The following is a 16730-nucleotide window of genomic DNA, read 5'->3' as shown; positions in this document are numbered from 1 at the left end:
ATAATCCTGTCAAAAGCTGTTTATCTTTGCCGCTATGGCGGTACAAATTTATTCCCCTTTCAATAATTTCAACTTCAGCAACAGCAAATGCTTCCTTACGGGGCAGCAGCTGAGCAGTACCGAAGAAAAGATACAGGTTTTCCCGCAATGGCTTATGAGCCGCTACGGCCTGCAGGATAAACCCTTTAAGCTGCTGGATGAAAGTATTGCTACCTATAAGGACCTAAAACTACCCTGCGCCGCCGCCGTTAACGAAGAGTTTTTAGAGCCACTGGAGAGCGAAATTGCCGAAGCCTTTGCCAAGGGTTATGAAGGAGTTAAAGCGCTTGACGAGTTAAAGCTATTCCAATGGGTGGCGCGCCTGATGTATGGTATTTTGTTTAACGAGCTACAATCGGGCATCAGGATGCAGCATGCACAGGGCGAGGAGTTCAGCATATCGCAATCGTTGCTGCATAAATTCAGCCACCTGCACCTGATGCTGCAAAGCATAAACCTGCCTGTGGTGTTTGAGGAATTTACGCCTTACAGCCTGTTTCTGTTCAAAGTGGATAATAAAGAGGAGGAATTTGGCTACCGCGATGAAATAAATACCCAAACCTTCGCGCTGCGCGTTGCCGACTTCGGTTTGGTGATGTGCCTGCAGGATAATGCCAGCAACCAGCGTTACCAGCGCGAGGTGTATGATAAAATAAAAGATGAAACGCTGCACCCTATACAGTTCGAGGAATTTTCGGGCAGGGTTTTTTACTCCAATTACCTGTTCAATCGACTGCCCGAGTACGAGGTAATGCCTGTTGGCGAAGAGATATTTATTGAGGCGCTGCCTTTGCGCGGCTTTAACAGCAAGCCTTTGTTCGAGGAATGGGTAGTAAAAACCTACGGACAAGTAGTAGAAAACTTTTGGAAGCCCTGGGGCTTTCTGCTTTTCGAGATCATTAAAGACCCCAACCAACCAATGAGTTTCCTGTTCAATGCAGACGGCGAATTTATTAAGGCAAAGAGCATAGAATTACCCCGTTAAAACTGGGCAAAAAATTCGTTGAAAATGTTGTGATGTAATGCAAAGGTGATGATAATGCCACATACTGCACCAAAAAAGTGGGCATCATGGTTAATATTGTCGCGTGCGTGTTTCGATGCAAAGTGGCAATATACTAAGTATAAAACGCCATAGATCCATGCAGAAATTCCTATCGTGGGTATGATGATCAGACCTAATGGTTCCTTTGGCAAAAATAATATATAGCTAAACACAACTGCGCTGATAGCACCAGAGGCTCCTAAAGTGTTATACCATGAATCTTCTTTATGCTTTTGAATAGAAGGCAGATCGGCAAGAATCATACTTGCAAAATACAATAAACCAAACTGCCAATGCCCAATCATTGTCTCCAACCTAAAGGCAAAGAAATAATACGAAAACATATTAAAGAACAGGTGGTTCCAGTCGGCATGGATAAGCCCGCTGGTGATCACCGTGTATACCCTATACCCGCGCGATACCTCGTAGGGGTTGAGTATACAGCGGGCATATGCCGTTGGGTTAGAAAAAGCCCAAAGCGACATAGCCAGTGTTAGTACAAATATAATAGAGGCCACAGGGGCCATGGTTAGGTATTCTATCATTTAAGATCGAGTTTGGTATCGGTAAGCAAACGGCCCACCGGGTAACGAAGGTATGTTTTTTCGAAATACGGCGAATTGCGGTACACAAAATTTAATTGAGCCCCGGCGCTTGCCGCCATTTTAGGGTCTTTTGCTTTTTCGTCATCCAGTTTTTTGCGCAGTTCAGGGTCGTTCTTCAGCAGGTCAGCAGCAATATCCTCGAACACATAATCCGAGAAATACTCCTTTTGCCCCAACATCGAATCAAAAAAGTTCCAGGCAAAAAACGAATCTACGCCCTGCGGCTCCAGTGTTTCTACAATGTAACGGTTAATGGGCTGGTTTACATATACCACATAGTCGCCGGCAAAGAATTTGATCCTGGCATCTACCAAGTTCAGCTTTACGCCCGTGTGTATATAATGCCCTTCATACGGGCGCTGCCCGGTTTTATAATCGGCTATGTAGTACATCTGCAAGCTTAACGTGGTATCATGCGCCAGTTGTTTCATGGCCACGCGGTTCAGCTTAAACAGATCGATAACCTTACCCCAGGCCTGCGGGATAACATAGGCTACCGGCTTCTCGGCAGTAACCGAGGATTTGTAGGTATTGTAAAACCTAACGGTTTTAGTGTAGGGTTTGTTACGGTCGTAAAATAAGCGCTTCAGTCCGCTTACTTCGCTTGTTTTGTAGCCGGCTTCGTAGCCTTTAAAAGTAATGGTATCTACCTTGCTCCTATCCAATTCCCAATTCAGCGCGAATGTTTTTTGGCGGCTTACTTCGGCATCTACCTTCTTGCGCAGCTCGCCAATTACTTTGGCATCACGCTGGCAAATGGCAATTAGCTGCTCCATAAAGTTGTAGGTAGCATACAAGCGCTTATCAAAAGGCTTCAGCATGTGCGTCTCCGTCATATAGCTGATCATGTTGTGCTGCGCGGCGTACCCGGTAGAAAACCTTGGCGTTTCCATAAAGCTCACAATGCCGCTATCGGGCAGCCCGCTTTCCCCTGCGCCATAAGGTATCATCTCATAGCCACTTTTTTTCATGCTTTTGTACAGGTCGGCGGTCATGGTGTTAGCTGTATAGTCGGCCAGCAAGGGGTTTTGTTTGTCCTTTTGCGTTTCTATCAGCGTCATTACATACTGGTAGTCGGCGCCATCGCTCACGTGGTTATCCAGCAATACTTCGGGCCGCCAGGTATTGAGTATTTGCGCAAAGGCAAGTGCGTTGCGGCTATCGGCTTTTATGAAATCGCGGTTAAGGTCCAGGTTGCGGTAGTTACCGCGGAAACCGTAAGAGTCGGGGCCGTTTTGGTTGGCGCGCGAGTGGCCGCGATTCATGTTGCCATCAATATTGTAAACGGCAATAATGCATACCACCACATCCTTGGGTAGTTTATTGCCTTTCAGCAGATCGCGGGTAAGCATCATACTGGCATCAATACCTTCGGGCTCGCCGGGGTGTATGCCGTTGTTGATGAGCAATACGCGTTTATTTTGTTTTTTTATAATAGCAGGATCAAACACTTTATCGCGCGAAAGTACCACCAGCGTTAACGGTTTGCCCACATCGGTGGTTCCGTAGTCAATAGTGCGCATTTGCGGATATTGCTTTGCCAGCTTTTTGTAATAAGCTATAGCTTCGGCATGGGTGGCCGTATAGTTTTTGTTTTTGCTTTGCTCGAAGGGGGTTAGCTGGGCCTGCGCTTTAGTAAATACAGCGAGGCACAACAGGGCGGCCAGGGTTCGTTTGATATCCATTAAACAAATATAACCGCAGCGGGCCAACAATAGTTAAACAGGCCGTATTTCTGCCTGTAACTTTTTAGAGAGGCTTGTAAAAACAAGCTGATAAGAATGATCAACCAATTCGCAAAGTTGTTTATAGTTTAGCGCGCCGCTCATGTAAACTGTGTTCCAATGCTTTTTGTTCATGTGATAACCGGGCTGCACCTCGGTATACTGCTCGCGCAGTTCAACGGCACGTTCAGGGTCGCATTTGGCGTTGATGTGTTGGCCATCGTTAAGGTTTGCCAACAAAAACACCTTCCCTCCTACCTTAAACACAAGTGTATCTTCACCAAAGGGGAAGCTCTCCTCTGCCGCCGGCAATGAGAGGGCGTAATCGCGCAGTTCTTCTATATTCAATTTAGTTGCGGCCTATTGCTTTATCATAAGAGTGTTCGGGCCCGAAGTTGTATTTCAACCCAATGCTGATCATGCGGTATTGGTCTGGCGCGTTATTTTTAAATAGTGATGTCGGGTCTTCATATCCATCAAGCCCTTCGCCAAAAGTTACATAGTGCTGGTAACCAATATCTATACCAAATTTAGGCACGCCGTAGTAATCGTATATTTTAAACTCATAACCAAAACGCAGTGGCACTATAACGTTTGTGCTTTTGTCGCTACCCGGAAAACGGTAGGTTGGGTCGAGCAGGCTGTAGCGGTTGGTATTCACCTTATTTAAAATAGCACCTACCCCAATGCCCCCGTAAAAATTTTTGATGATATTTAAAAAGCCGCTTCGGTAATAATCTATAGCATCGCCCAGTTGGTAATCTACATGCAGCATTACGGCTTTGTAGCTGTTTGAGTAACGGCGGGTATCTTTATCAATGCTGATATCGTTACCTCCGCCCCTTAACTTGCCAGCCTGCAGCTCGAGCACAACCGGCACATAAGGGTTAAAGTAATAAGTGAAATTTCCGTTGAAGGCCTTATCGTTATAACCTTTTTTCAAATCGGCCAATGGGTGTACTATGCCTCCGCCAATACCAATGCCATAAGCATTAAAATTGTAGCCCGCATTTTGGGCGCGGACAGCAACTGAACCAATTGTAACAGCTATTAGTAAAAAGAACTTTTTCAAAATAAATAAGTTAAGATTATTCACAATTTTGCACCAACGGCACACTCAACAAATATTGCACTAATATAAGCTTTCTATGGATTTTACCGAACAGCTAAGTTTTACCGCAACCGAAAGGTTTTTGCGGTACGTTACTATCGATACCCAATCAGACCCGGCATCGCCCACCTGCCCCTCTACCGAAAAACAAAAGGATTTAGGGCGTTTGCTGGTGAAAGAGCTATTGGCAATGGGCATTGCCGATGCCCACTTAGATGAGCATGGTTATGTATATGCTACCATCCCGACCAATACCGATAAAGCTGATGTACCTGTAATATGCTTTTGCTCGCATATGGATACAGCCCCCGATTGCAGCGGGACCAACGTAAAACCATTGGTGCATCTAAATTATACAGGCGCAGATATTGTATTGCCCGACGATAATACCCAGGTATTCCGCATGGCCGAGCACCCCGACCTGAAGAACCAATTGGGGAATGATATCATCACTGCATCGGGCACCACGCTGTTAGGAGCCGATAACAAAGCCGGCGTTGCCGAGATAATGGATGCCTCCTACCAATTGATGAACCATCCTGAGATAAAGCACGGCCTCGTAAAAATTCTGTTTACGCCCGACGAGGAAATTGGCCGGGGCGTAGACAAGGCAGATATTGCCAAAATAGGTGCCTTTGCCTGTTATACAATGGATGGCGAAAGCGCAGGAAATATGGAGAACGAAACCTTTTCGGCAGATGGGGCAAGGTTAACCATTAATGGCGTAAGTTCTCACCCCGGGTTTGCCAAAGGCAAAATGGAAAGCGCTATAAAGATAGCGGGGCTTATCATTGCCGCTTTACCGTTCGACCTATCGCCGGAAGGCACAGAAGGCATGCAGGGCTTTGTGCACCCGGTGGATTTTGCCGGGCATGTAGAAACCGCCACTATCGATTTTATTATCCGCGATTTTGAGGAAGAATTATTGGTGAGCCATGCCAACACCATACGCAAAATTACCGAAGAGGTTTTGAAGGGCTTCCCCAATTCTACTTATACCCTTGAGGTAAAAGAACAGTATCGCAACATGAAGAACGTACTGGCGCAACACCCCCAAATAGTTGACTATGGCATGGAAGCCATCCGACGGGCCGGTATGGAGCCAAAACTTTGCAGTATACGCGGCGGCACCGATGGTTCGCGCTTATCATTTATGGGTTTACCAACGCCGAATATCTTCGCCGGCGAACACGCCTTCCACGGCAAACAGGAGTGGGTAAGTGTACAGGATATGCAAAAGGCGGTTTTAACCATTTTGCATTTGTGCAGTATTTGGGAAAGCTCCCCAGCCCCCTGAAGGGGGAGCAGAATATATAAAATGCCGGACTAACTGCCCGGCATTTTATTTCTCGATACGTTGAACACGCAAATCAAAGGTACCTCCGCTAACCAGCGGAGGCGGAGGGGGCTCAATACAACAAATTATCATACGGATACCTCTCGGTATGTATGGCCTTCACGGCATCGTACAGCATCGACCTGAATTCCTCTACGTTCTCTTTATGCGTTGCGGAGATAAATATAGCAGGGGCATTGTTCTTGGCCATCCAGCTATGCCTGAAATCGTCCATTGTTAAAGGTGTTTCCTTAATATCGATGTTATGATCGGCGGGGTTAAAGGCATCTATCTTGTTGAAAACGGTGATGGTTTTCTTGTCCACCACTTTCAGGTCCTTCAATGTCTCGTTAACGGTACGTATCTGATCTTCGAATGTTGAGTGCGAAATATCCACCACATGTACCAAAATATCCGCTTCGCGCACTTCATCCAACGTAGATTTAAAACACTCTACCAAGTGGTGAGGTAACTTGCGGATGAACCCTACGGTGTCCGACAACAGGAAAGGGACATTCTCGATCACCACCTTGCGCACCGTAGTATCCAGTGTAGCAAACAGCTTGTTCTCGGCAAATACATCCGATTTGGAGAGCATGTTCATGATGGTTGATTTACCCACGTTGGTATAACCCACCAATGCCACACGAATCAGCTGACCGCGATTTTTACGCTGGGTTTCGTTTTGGCGGTCGATGAGTTTAAGGCGCTCTTTCAGTAACGATATTTTGTTCAGGATCAAACGCCTGTCGGTCTCTATCTGGCTTTCACCCGGGCCGCGCATACCAATACCACCCTTTTGGCGCTCTAAGTGCGTCCATAAGCGGGTAAGGCGGGGCAGCAGGTATTGCAACTGCGCTAACTCTACCTGGGTTTTGGCCTGTGCAGTTTGGGCGCGGTTGGCAAAAATATCCAGGATGAGGTTGCTGCGGTCGAGTATCTTCACCTGTAGTTCGCGCTCGATGTTACGCAACTGCGACGGGGTAAGCTCATCGTCGAAAACTACGATGTCTATTTCCTCGGCAACCACGTATTCCCTTATTTCTTCCAGTTTACCCGTACCCACAAAGGTGGCACGCTCGGGCCGTTGCAATTTTTGGGTAAAGCTCTTCACGGTGAGCCCGCCAGCCGTAGCCACCAAAAATTCCAGTTCTTCTAAATATTCTTTTTCCTGTACTTCGGTTTCGTTGGGTGTAATAACGCCCACCAGCACAACTTTCTCCTGCTTCACAGCAGTATCATAAACTTTTTGCTTCATAAATTAAATTATCAAGATACGCGAATGTACGCATTTATGCGGTCGGCGTAATCAGTAAAACATTAGTGAGGCCGGGCATTGTTTCCGGCAAAATGGATCATCGGGATAACCGATGAAGGTTTGGAGTGTTTGAGAATTACATTTTGTAGTAGTAGTGCTGCAAAGATAATATTTTTTGTGCGGAAGATAAAATGGTGTTATAGACTTGTTTAGTTTGCATATCTGACAATGAGTTTGTTTATCTTTATACTACCATGGATAGCCGAAGCGAACACTTGTTAGAAAGGATAACGGTAATACCGGGATTGATGGGTGGAAAGCCAACCATCAGAGGAATGCGCTTTCCGGTTAAAGATGTGCTCGAACTGTTATCTTCCGGGCTTTCGGTGGAGGGAATCTTAGAAGAACATCCGGTTCTGGAAAAAGAAGATATCGAAGCGGTCTTACTTTATTCAAAGGGGTGACTTTCTACACCACCCACCAATGCTTCACCAAATTTAACTCCTGACGGGCGCGGGTAACGGCAGTGTACCACCATTTGCAAAGGCTGGATGCAGGCATGGAAAACATACCATTTTTATCATTATCTAAAAAAAGGTAAACATTGTTCCACTCCCCACCCTGGGCTTTGTGGCAGGTAACCGCATAACCAAATGTTGCCTTTAAACAATTATAGTATTCATCAGCCATCATAGCAGCCTTAAATTCTGCGCTGTTGTACGCTATGTCTTGCTCCCGCATCCGATGGCTGAAATCGATCATCAAATCCCTGGTTTGGTCTTCAGAAAGGGTGCCTTTTAAACTTTTTATTGCATCAAGCGATAACAGCATTTCAAACTCGGTATCGGATAAAAAGGTGCGCACCTTTACTTTTTGGAAGCTAAGCCCCGCTCGCTTCGTAACCTCTCCCAAATAGCAAACCTTCACAAAATCGCCATTGGTTAAGGGCACTTTGTAATTATTTTGAGTAACCAGCAATACTTCGCCAATTTGTATGGGCAGGTTGGCATCGCCCATTAACTTACGGCGCATAAAGCGGTTTATCTCGTAAACCTTCAAATTGGTGCGGGCAATTGCAAGGGTTTCTGTGGCGCCGGTGGTTTTGTACTTCTCAAAATAAGCGTTTAGCAATTCCCGGTCGCTTGTGTGGATTTTAACGTTGTTTAAGTTTGAGGCGGGTAATTTCGGGTACAGCTCGAACACGCCTTCGTCATACATGGCCCTTATAGCACCTGCTAATTTTAAAATATCATTGCCGCTATCCGTCCGCTCAATCTTGTTCAGCTTTACCGATACGGCAATTTTATCCTGTTCGTTTAACCATTTGGTATCTAATGCCGGGCTGAAGGTTTGCCCTATAGGCGGTAGCTGGCATGGGTCGCCAACAAAGATGATCTTATTTTTACCGGCTACTTCAAAAAGGTCGTTTAATAATATGCCGGAACCGAAATCCATAAGCCCATCGCCTTTTGATGCAACGCCCGAAAGCATGGACGATTCATCTACGATGTATAAGCGGGGCTCTTCATCTGTTTGCCGTATAGAAAACTGCAATGATAGCTGCCCCGTCGAACTCATAGGTGCGTCCTTTGAACCAGACTCTTCCATACCGGCCATGCCACTGAAATTGTAAAGCTCGCCGTGAACTGTTTTAGCACTGAAGCCTGTTTTTCCTTTTAATACCGTGGCAGCTCTTCCCGTTGCTGCTAACAGGCAAAACTCCCGCTCGCTTTCTTTCAGCCATTTGGCCACCTGCTGCATCAGGAAAGTTTTACCTGTGCCCGCATAACCCTGCAATACAAAAACATTTGCCGAGGGGTGTTCGAGAAATTTCTTGATAGCCTTAAAAGCGTCCTTCTGCTCCGGGTTAAAGGTGATGGTAGCTGCCATTACTTAGCTAAGGTATTGAAAAATAGCGAAGAAAGAATGCCCCTAATCGTATTGACAGGCGGCACCTACGGAGCCCACCGGGACGTTTAAATTAACGCTACAAACACGGGGCTACGCTGCAGCCATTGTGCTGCAAAATACGGATGCTTTTTATGGATGGAATAAATACATTGCTTAAACCCCGGTTAGGGGTATCGTGTTTATAGCAAAAACGAAATAACTTTTCGGCTCCATAGGCGCCCCCTGTTTATAGTCGTTGTACTCCTACAAGCCTTTCACAAACTCCCGCATCGCGGCACCCGGGTCTGCCTGTTTCATAAAGTTCTCACCAATAAGGAAACCATTGAAACCAACCTGCTTTAACCCTTTTATGGTTTCGGTATCGCTGATCGCGCTTTCGGATATCTTCAGAAATTCGTTGGGGATATGGTTTACCAGGTCGTATGAGTTTTGTACCGATACCGTAAAATCGGCCAGGTTGCGGTTGTTTACGCCAATGGCATCCAGATTGTTATCTATACTGCGCTCCAGTTCTTCCAGGTTGTGCACCTCCAACAATACATTCAGGTTGAGGCTTTTTGCGAGCGCAGCAAAATTTTTGATCTCTTCGGGTGTGAGGATGGCAGCTATCAATAAAATGATATCGGCACCGAGGGCTTTTGCTTCTACTATCTGGTACTCATCTATCATAAAATCCTTGCGCAGCACCGGAATCGTATTGGCTTTGCGGGCACGTTTCAGGTCGAGTTTGCGGCCACCGAAGAAGTTGCGATCGGTAAGTACCGATAGCGCCGAGGCGCCTGCATCCGCATAATCTTTGGTCACTTCTTTCACAAGCACTTCATCGTTAATGATGCCTTTGGATGGCGACTTGCGTTTAAATTCGGCTATGATACCGGTACGCTCGGGTGCCAACAAAAAATCGCGGAAAGAGTAAGTTTCGCGGTGGAAAAACTCTGATTCTTCCAGTTCTACATAAGTGGTTTCGCACTTATCACGCGCAACTTCGCGCTTTTTATGAGCTACTATTTTATCTAAGATCGTCATGTATAATCTAATTATTTAATCCCTCGTGCTTGCCAACCAATCCTCCAAGGTAGCTAATTTATCTTTTGAATATGTGAAGCCCCAATCTGCATCCTCGGAATCCCGTTTAAGACGCTGAAGGGTTGGAAACACTTTTATTAATGCCTGTATAAATTTCCTGGGAGAATCTTTTACCGCAAGCAGCAAACCCTTTGTTATATCCGGAAGATCTTTGTCGATATTATGCTTATAATACTCTTCATCAAGACCTGCATCTATCAAGTCCTGTAGCTCCGTTTCAACATCCTCCCAAATTAACAGGACCATCTCATTGCCTTGCCACTTTAAAAGCCAGGTTATCGTGCTTGGCTCCAGTTCATGGGTGGCACAAAAACACATCCGCGGCGCATTTTGATAACTAACAAATAATACTGCTGCCGATAACAGATCGTTTAACGGGTCTGTCAGGTAGCTTGCGCCATAGCTTATATGGTTGCCATTGTTAAGAACGTTAATATCCATCCAGCCGAAAGAAATACTTGAGACGGTTATCTCAAAATTATTAAACCTGGCAAATGGTAAACTTAACAGCAAGCTCATATCACACCGCTTTATCCTTTCAACCAGTTCGCCAGCATTTCTTTGCCGTACTCGGTCAATACCGATTCTGGATGGAATTGTACACCGCGAACATCGTATTCTTTATGCCTTAAAGCCATTACCGAATTATCCGCTTCGTCGATTGCGGTAACCGTTAATGCTTCGGGTAATTCTTTTTCTACTACCCAGCTGTGGTAACGGCCTACTTTAAAACTCTCGGGCAGGCCGGCAAAAAGCGGTTCGTCGCCGTCGGTTACTTTTATAGGCGTGGCTATACCGTGCATAGGCTGAGGCAAATTGTATAATTTACCGCCAAATACTTCGGCAATGGCCTGCTGCCCAAGGCATACGCCGAAAATACTTTTTGTTGGCGCATATTTCCCTATGACATCAAGCAGCAAACCCGCCTCTGATGGTATACCCGGACCGGGTGACAGAATGATATGGCTGTAAGCATCCACATCTTCCAGCTTGAACTGGTCGTTTCTCCACACATCGCATTCCAGGTCTATTTCGTTTACCAAATGCACCAGGTTGTAGGTGAAAGAATCGTAGTTGTCTATTATCAGAATGCCGGAGCTCTTGCCCCCCAGCCCCCGCTGGCTAGCGGGGGAACTTTCTTTATTTATATTTTCAGTCATGTTGTCTTATTCAATTATCAAACTTCTGTTCCCCCTTCAGTGGGTTAGGGGGCTACTAAATCGTCTCCGCCAATTCTACCGCTTTCCTTAGCGCGGCTATTTTGTTATCTACCTCTTTCAGTTCGCTCTCGGCGACTGAGCCGGCTACTATGCCTGCGCCCGCCTGGTAATGCAGCGTATTGTTCTTGCTCAGGAACGAGCGTATCATAATGGCGTGGTTAAAATCGCCGTTGAAACCGAGGTAGCCAATGGCGCCGCTGTAGAAACTGCGTTTGGTTTTTTCGTTCTCGTCTATAATTTCCATCGCACGGTATTTCGGAGCGCCACTTAAAGTTCCTGCCGGGAAAGTATCTGCTACAATTTTAAAGGAACTTACACCCGGTTTCAGGGTGCCGCTCACGTGCGATACCAGATGTATGAGGTGCGAGTAGTATTGCACTTCTTTAAATGCCTTTACACTTACCTGCTCGCAATGGCGGCTCAGGTCGTTGCGGGCAAGGTCAACCAGCATCACGTGTTCGGCAGATTCTTTGGGGTCGGCTTCCAGTTGACGAGCTATTTCGGCGTCCTTTTCGTCGTCGCCGCTGCGTTTAAAAGTCCCGGCTATCGGGAATATGCTGGCCACTTTGTTTTTAATGGTGATCTGCGCCTCGGGCGATGAGCCGAATATCCTGAAATCGCCAAAATCGAAATAGAACAGATACGGCGATGGGTTTATAGAGCGCAGGGCACGATACACATTGAACTCGTCGCCCAAAAACTTGCGGGAGAAAGCGCGGGAAGGTACTATCTGGAAAACGTCGCCGCGATAGATGTGTGTTTTCATCTTCTCCACTATCGCAATAAACTCTTCGTTGGTCAAATTCGACTGTTCTGCCTCTTTGCTCTCGAAAGAATACTCAGGGAAGTTTTTGTTTTTGATTAGGTATTCCAGTTTCTCCAAACCGTTTGTTTCGGGCTGCCCTTCTACCTGGTTGTGCGAAATGTACAGCTCGTTCTTAAAATGGTCTACCGCAATGATATAGCTGTAAATATGATATTGCATTACCGGTATTTTACGGCTCTCATCGTCGCTCTTTTTCAGCTTGATGGTTTCGAAGTGCTCCACTGCTTCGTGGGTGAAGTACCCGAATAAACCGTTCGAGATAATTTTCCCGGTTTGTGCATCGGTTTCAAAGCGGGCTAAAAAGCTGTTTATCTCGTCGGTTAGTTCAAATGCCCCCGAGGCGCTTACTTCAGTTGTACCATCAGGGAATTTCTTTTTCAGTTCATCGTTATCCAGTACAAACCCACTGATGGGCTGGCAGCAGATATAGCTCATGCTGTTTTCGCGGCTGTGATAGTCAGAGCTCTCCAGTAGAAGCGAATTGGGGAACACATCGCGCAGGCGCAGGTAAATGCTTACCGGCGTAGTGGTATCGGCAAGTAGCTTTTTATGTGTGGTATTTATTTTAAAGGTCGTCATCTTTTCTGTTGTGCGTTATAAATAAAAAAACCCGGCGGATTGGTGCTCGCCGGGTTTTCAATATAGGTTTATATTTGATTAGTAGTTCATGCAAAAAACTATCCGGCTGCCAAAATGATTTGGTGCCACCAATAGATATTGTTCATAGTTTTTTTCATGACCGGGGAGCAAATTTAGAAAGAATATTGAAACTGCAAATTTTTTTTGCACTCTTTTTTAGCTGCTTAGGCCAAAAAATGCGCGCTTGCTTTGTACTATAGCTACAACTACAATTATAAGTGCCAACGTATAAAATATGGCAATGGTGCGGTGCTTAGCTTCGGGCAGGGTTTCTTTTTTCGATTTTGAGTGCCCGATGGTAATAAGCACTATAGCAAATATCATCATGGCAATGTGCTCAACCGTCCAGTAACGGGCGGTTGCCTCGCGCATGGTTTCCTTTGCGAACACTACAAAGGGGCTTATAAAGTATAATATTAAACCGATGAGCAACTGGGTATGTGCCGATATTAGCGCGAACAGGTTTACTTTGCGGTTGCCTTCGGTATATTCTTTTTTGCCGAACCAGCCGGCCAGCGATTGCAGGATAGCCCATAACATTAAAGCCAATACAAGGTAGCGGAAGCCCGAGTGTAGTAAAAGGATAAATTTATACATGGAGTGAAAATTTTGCCTCGAATATAAGGATAAAAGTGTTTTGGCGCTATTTAACCGCAAAGCACGCAAAGGATTTGCAGGTTTATTTTACGCAAAGAACACAAAGTTTTTCAAGCTAAATAAGCCTTTGCGCTCTTTGCGTCCGCTTTGTGCCCTTTGCGGTTAAATAATAGCTATGCCGGGAAGCTAAATTTCCCCATCAACACCGCCGGGTTATCACCAATTGTTATTGGTTCTCCGCACAGCGCTTCGTTACCCAACAGGGCAAATAGTATAGCTTCTTTGGCATCGGGGTTTATGCCCAGTTCGCTGGTATCGGCGATTGTAACGTTAGGCAATGCTTTACCGATATGTTCTATCACGAATGGGTTTCTTGCCCCGCCGCCGCTGGTGAATAGCTTCAAATCTGCCAACGGGAAATTTGTTCCGATGAACCGGGCAATGCTGCGTGCCGTAAAGGCGCTTAGCGTAGCCACTAAGTCGGCTTTGCTGATGTTGAGCGAGCGGCTGGCTTGCTGGGCATCGGCAACAAAATTTAGGTTGAATAATTCCGGTCCAGTGGTTTTCGGGGCGGCTTCGTTGAAGAATGGATGATGCAACAAGGCATCCAGCAGCGCCTCATCAATATTGCCGGAGTATGCTATCTGCGAATCCTCGTCGAATGGCTTATCAAAGTATGCGCGGCAGGCAGCATCTATTAAAGTATTGCCGGGGCCAATATCGGTACACATTACTTTGGTATGGTCGACATCGGCAGGCAGGTAGGTGAGGTTGGCTATTCCGCCTATATTCAGCAATATACGCTCTTCGCCCGGCTTGCTGCCTAAAAGTATATCGCCGTAAAGGGCAAGCGGTGCGCCCTCGCCGCCGGCCGCAATATGTTTTTGCCGAAAATCGCTGATGGTGAAGATGCCGGTTTTCACGGCTATGTGGTCGGCATCGCCGATTTGTAGGGTGGCGTTGCCATATCCGCTTTGCCCATGCAGGCGTTTTGGGGCATGGTAAATGGTTTGCCCGTGGCTGGCTATAAAATCCACATCAGCGGGGTTTACCTGCCATTCGGTGAGCGCTTGTAATATCAGTTCCGCATGGTAGCTGCCGATATAGGTATTCAATAGCGTTACCTTCTCCAGGCTGGCTTGTTTTTTTGCGAACACCTGCTGAACCTCTTTTTTAAAGCTCTCCGGATATGGTGCGGTAGTAAAATTGAGCAGTTTAAATTGGGTTTGCAGTCCGCTGCCGCTGAAACTGCACAGGGCAATATCCAATCCATCGAGCGAGGTGCCCGACATAAGGCCGATGCCCAGCCGCTCATCTTTTTGAGCCACAGCAAATAGTTTTTGCAGGTTTTTATTTAATAGCGGCATGTAATTTCTTGCTGGGTAGGTGTAGGCACAAATGTAAATTAAAATGTCCTGTATGTAAATAACGTATATATTTGTTTTAACCCATTATATACCAACCATCACCCTATTCATATTTATGGCACGATTAAATTTATTGGAAGAGACGAGGTACGAGAAGCTGCCCGTTAGCGTGTATGCCAACCAAAAAGAGGCATCGCTGGCGGTAGCGGCACGCATAGCAAAGCTGATACGCGGCAAACAGGCAGCAGGGCAGCAAACCGTTCTGGGTTTGGCTACCGGCGTAACGCCCATCGGCGTTTATGCCGAGCTGATTCGCCTGCACAAAGAAGAAGGCTTATCATTTAAGGATGTAGTAACTTTCAACCTGGATGAGTACTACCCTATGAAGCCTGATGCTGCCCAAAGCTACGTTACTTTCATGAACGAGAATTTATTCGACCATATCGATATCGATAAAGCTTTAGTGCACATCCCCGATGGTACCTTGGCACAGGATGATGTGGCTGCCTTCTGTTTAGATTACGAACGCCAGATAGAAGAGCTTGGCGGTTTGGATTTGCAGCTATTGGGTATAGGGCGTACCGGGCACATTGGCTTCAATGAGCCTGGCTCTGCACCCAACTCGGGTACCCGTTTGGTAACGCTTGACGACCTTACCCGCCGCGATGCTTCGCGCGATTTTGGTGGTAAAGAGAATGTACCTACCAAAGCCATCACCATGGGCGTTGGTACTATCTTTAAAGCCCGCGAAATTATCCTGATGGCATGGAGCGCCAAAAAAGCGCCTATCGTACAAAAAGCTGTAGAAGGCGAAATATCAGGCGAAGTACCTGCTACCTTCCTGCAGCTTTCTGATAGTGTTGAATTCGTATTGGACCAGGGTGCTGCTTCTGACTTAACGCGCTTTAACACCCCATGGCTGGTTAAGGATTGCGTTTGGGAAAATGCTTTAATTAAAAAAGCCGTTATCTGGCTATCAGGCGCCGTAGGTAAGCCTATCTTAAAACTGACCGAAGAAGATTACAATGCGCATGGCATGGCGCAGCTTGCCGTGGAGCAAGGGCCGGTATACAATATCAATATCGACATATTTAACCAGGTACAGCATACCATTACCGGTTGGCCGGGTGGTAAGCCGGGTGCTGATGACAGCCAGCGCCCCGAACGTGCCGAACCGGCACGCAAGCGCTCTATCGTATTCTCCCCGCACCCCGACGATGATGTAATATCTATGGGTGGTACATTTATTAGGCTCGTTGACCAGGGGCATGATGTACACGTAGCATACCAAACATCGGGCAATACTGCAGTATGGGATGATGATGTATTGCGTTATGTAGAGTTCGCTATCGACTTTAAAGAAAGTGTTGGCGAAGATGCTGCTGAGCTGAAAAAACTTTACGGCGAGATGCGCCATTTCATCGAGAACAAAGTACCTAACCAGGTAGATACGCAGGAGATACGCAATGTTAAAGGTTTCATCCGTAAAACCGAAGCGATAGCCGGTGCACGTTACGCAGGCTTGCCGGATAGCAATATCCATTTCCAGGCTTTGCCTTTTTACGAAACAGGCAAAACCAAGAAGAATGCCGTTGGCGAAGAGGATATCCTGTTAACTATGGAGCTTCTGCAAAAAATAAAGCCACACCAGGTTTTTGCAGCAGGCGATTTCGCCGACCCTAACGGTACGCACATCGTTTGCTTCAACATTATCCTCGCTGCCCTGCAACGCTTAAAAGAAACCGAAGAGTGGGTAAAAGATTGCTGGATGTGGCTGTACCGCGGTGCATGGCACGAGTTTGCTACCCACGAGATTGAGATGGCTGTACCATTATCGCCTGCCGAAGTATTGCGCAAGCGCGATGCGATCTTCAAGCACCAAAGCCAGAAAGATACCCCGGTATTCCCCGGCGATGATGCCCGCGAGTTCTGGGTACGCGCCGAGGACCGTAACCGCGAAACTGCC

The 16730-nt window shown here is 46.5% G+C and carries 16 protein-coding genes; 4 read left to right on the top strand and 12 right to left on the bottom strand.

The features are described 5' to 3' along the window. Window positions 1-34: 34 nt before the first annotated feature. A complete protein-coding gene (locus BC343_RS22850; protein WP_078350133.1) occupies window positions 35-1024 on the top strand; it encodes a hypothetical protein in 990 nt (329 codons plus the stop codon). Here BC343_RS22850 and BC343_RS22845 read toward each other — a convergent pair. Genes BC343_RS22845 through BC343_RS22830 form a run of 4 tightly spaced genes read right to left on the bottom strand, consistent with a single transcriptional unit; the run spans window position 1021 to window position 4485 of the window. After that, window positions 1021-1629 carry a rhomboid family intramembrane serine protease gene (locus BC343_RS22845; RefSeq protein WP_078350132.1) on the bottom strand — a complete coding sequence of 203 codons (609 nt, stop codon included), beginning with the start codon at window positions 1627-1629 and terminating at the stop codon, window positions 1021-1023. The genes BC343_RS22850 and BC343_RS22845 overlap by 4 nt on opposite strands. Next, window positions 1626-3374: a M14 family zinc carboxypeptidase gene (locus BC343_RS22840; protein WP_078350131.1), complete on the bottom strand. Its 1749-nt coding sequence runs from the start codon at window positions 3372-3374 to the stop codon at window positions 1626-1628. Before BC343_RS22840 ends, BC343_RS22845 begins: the two co-directional genes overlap by 4 nt. A gap of 33 nt (window positions 3375-3407) precedes the next feature. Then, window positions 3408-3761, bottom strand: a complete 354-nt coding sequence (locus BC343_RS22835; protein ID WP_078350130.1) for an MmcQ/YjbR family DNA-binding protein — start codon at window positions 3759-3761, stop codon at window positions 3408-3410. Window position 3762: 1 nt separating this feature from the next. Then, window positions 3763-4485 (bottom strand): outer membrane beta-barrel protein, encoded by a 723-nt coding sequence (locus tag BC343_RS22830; RefSeq protein ID WP_162276921.1) that lies wholly within the window; start codon window positions 4483-4485, stop codon window positions 3763-3765. Window positions 4486-4561: 76 nt separating this feature from the next. On the opposite strand from BC343_RS22830, the gene pepT reads away from it, so the two are divergent. Next, window positions 4562-5821: a peptidase T gene (gene pepT, locus BC343_RS22825; RefSeq protein ID WP_078350128.1), complete on the top strand. Its 1260-nt coding sequence runs from the start codon at window positions 4562-4564 to the stop codon at window positions 5819-5821. 112 nt (window positions 5822-5933) lie between these two features. Here pepT and hflX read toward each other — a convergent pair whose 3' ends face one another. Beyond that, window positions 5934-7118: a GTPase HflX gene (gene hflX / locus BC343_RS22820; RefSeq protein ID WP_078350127.1), complete on the bottom strand. Its 1185-nt coding sequence runs from the start codon at window positions 7116-7118 to the stop codon at window positions 5934-5936. A gap of 254 nt (window positions 7119-7372) precedes the next feature. On the opposite strand from hflX, the gene BC343_RS22815 reads away from it, so the two are divergent. Continuing rightward, window positions 7373-7582, top strand: coding sequence for a DUF433 domain-containing protein (locus BC343_RS22815; protein ID WP_078350126.1), 210 nt, complete (start codon window positions 7373-7375; stop codon window positions 7580-7582). Window positions 7583-7586: 4 nt separating this feature from the next. Here BC343_RS22815 and BC343_RS22810 read toward each other — a convergent pair whose 3' ends face one another. From BC343_RS22810 to BC343_RS22780, 7 genes are all read right to left on the bottom strand, one after another. Next, window positions 7587-9008, bottom strand: a complete 1422-nt coding sequence (locus BC343_RS22810) for an ATP-dependent DNA helicase (RefSeq protein ID WP_078350125.1) — start codon at window positions 9006-9008, stop codon at window positions 7587-7589. 264 nt (window positions 9009-9272) lie between these two features. Further along, on the bottom strand, window positions 9273-10055 hold the full coding sequence (gene trpC / locus BC343_RS22805; RefSeq protein WP_078350124.1) for an indole-3-glycerol phosphate synthase TrpC: 783 nt from the start codon (window positions 10053-10055) through the stop codon (window positions 9273-9275). Window positions 10056-10070: 15 nt separating this feature from the next. Then, window positions 10071-10634 carry a hypothetical protein gene (locus BC343_RS22800; protein ID WP_143822317.1) on the bottom strand — a complete coding sequence of 188 codons (564 nt, stop codon included), beginning with the start codon at window positions 10632-10634 and terminating at the stop codon, window positions 10071-10073. A gap of 11 nt (window positions 10635-10645) precedes the next feature. Then, window positions 10646-11275 carry an anthranilate synthase component II gene (locus tag BC343_RS22795; protein WP_078350122.1) on the bottom strand — a complete coding sequence of 210 codons (630 nt, stop codon included), beginning with the start codon at window positions 11273-11275 and terminating at the stop codon, window positions 10646-10648. 55 nt (window positions 11276-11330) lie between these two features. Next, on the bottom strand, window positions 11331-12740 hold the full coding sequence (locus BC343_RS22790) for an anthranilate synthase component I family protein (protein ID WP_078350121.1): 1410 nt from the start codon (window positions 12738-12740) through the stop codon (window positions 11331-11333). Window positions 12741-12956: 216 nt separating this feature from the next. After that, on the bottom strand, window positions 12957-13397 hold the full coding sequence (locus BC343_RS22785; RefSeq protein WP_078350120.1) for a cytochrome B: 441 nt from the start codon (window positions 13395-13397) through the stop codon (window positions 12957-12959). Between the two features lie 173 nt (window positions 13398-13570). Next, window positions 13571-14764, bottom strand: coding sequence for an anhydro-N-acetylmuramic acid kinase (locus BC343_RS22780; protein WP_078350119.1), 1194 nt, complete (start codon window positions 14762-14764; stop codon window positions 13571-13573). Between the two features lie 115 nt (window positions 14765-14879). Between BC343_RS22780 and BC343_RS22775 the strand changes: the two genes are divergently transcribed. After that, window positions 14880-16730: glucosamine-6-phosphate deaminase (locus BC343_RS22775; protein WP_078348051.1), on the top strand; the 1851-nt coding region annotated here is incomplete at its 3' end.

The organism is Mucilaginibacter pedocola, assembly GCF_002013915.1.
GTDB lineage: Bacteria > Bacteroidota > Bacteroidia > Sphingobacteriales > Sphingobacteriaceae > Mucilaginibacter > Mucilaginibacter pedocola.
This window is presented reverse-complemented; position numbering and strand designations above follow the sequence as displayed.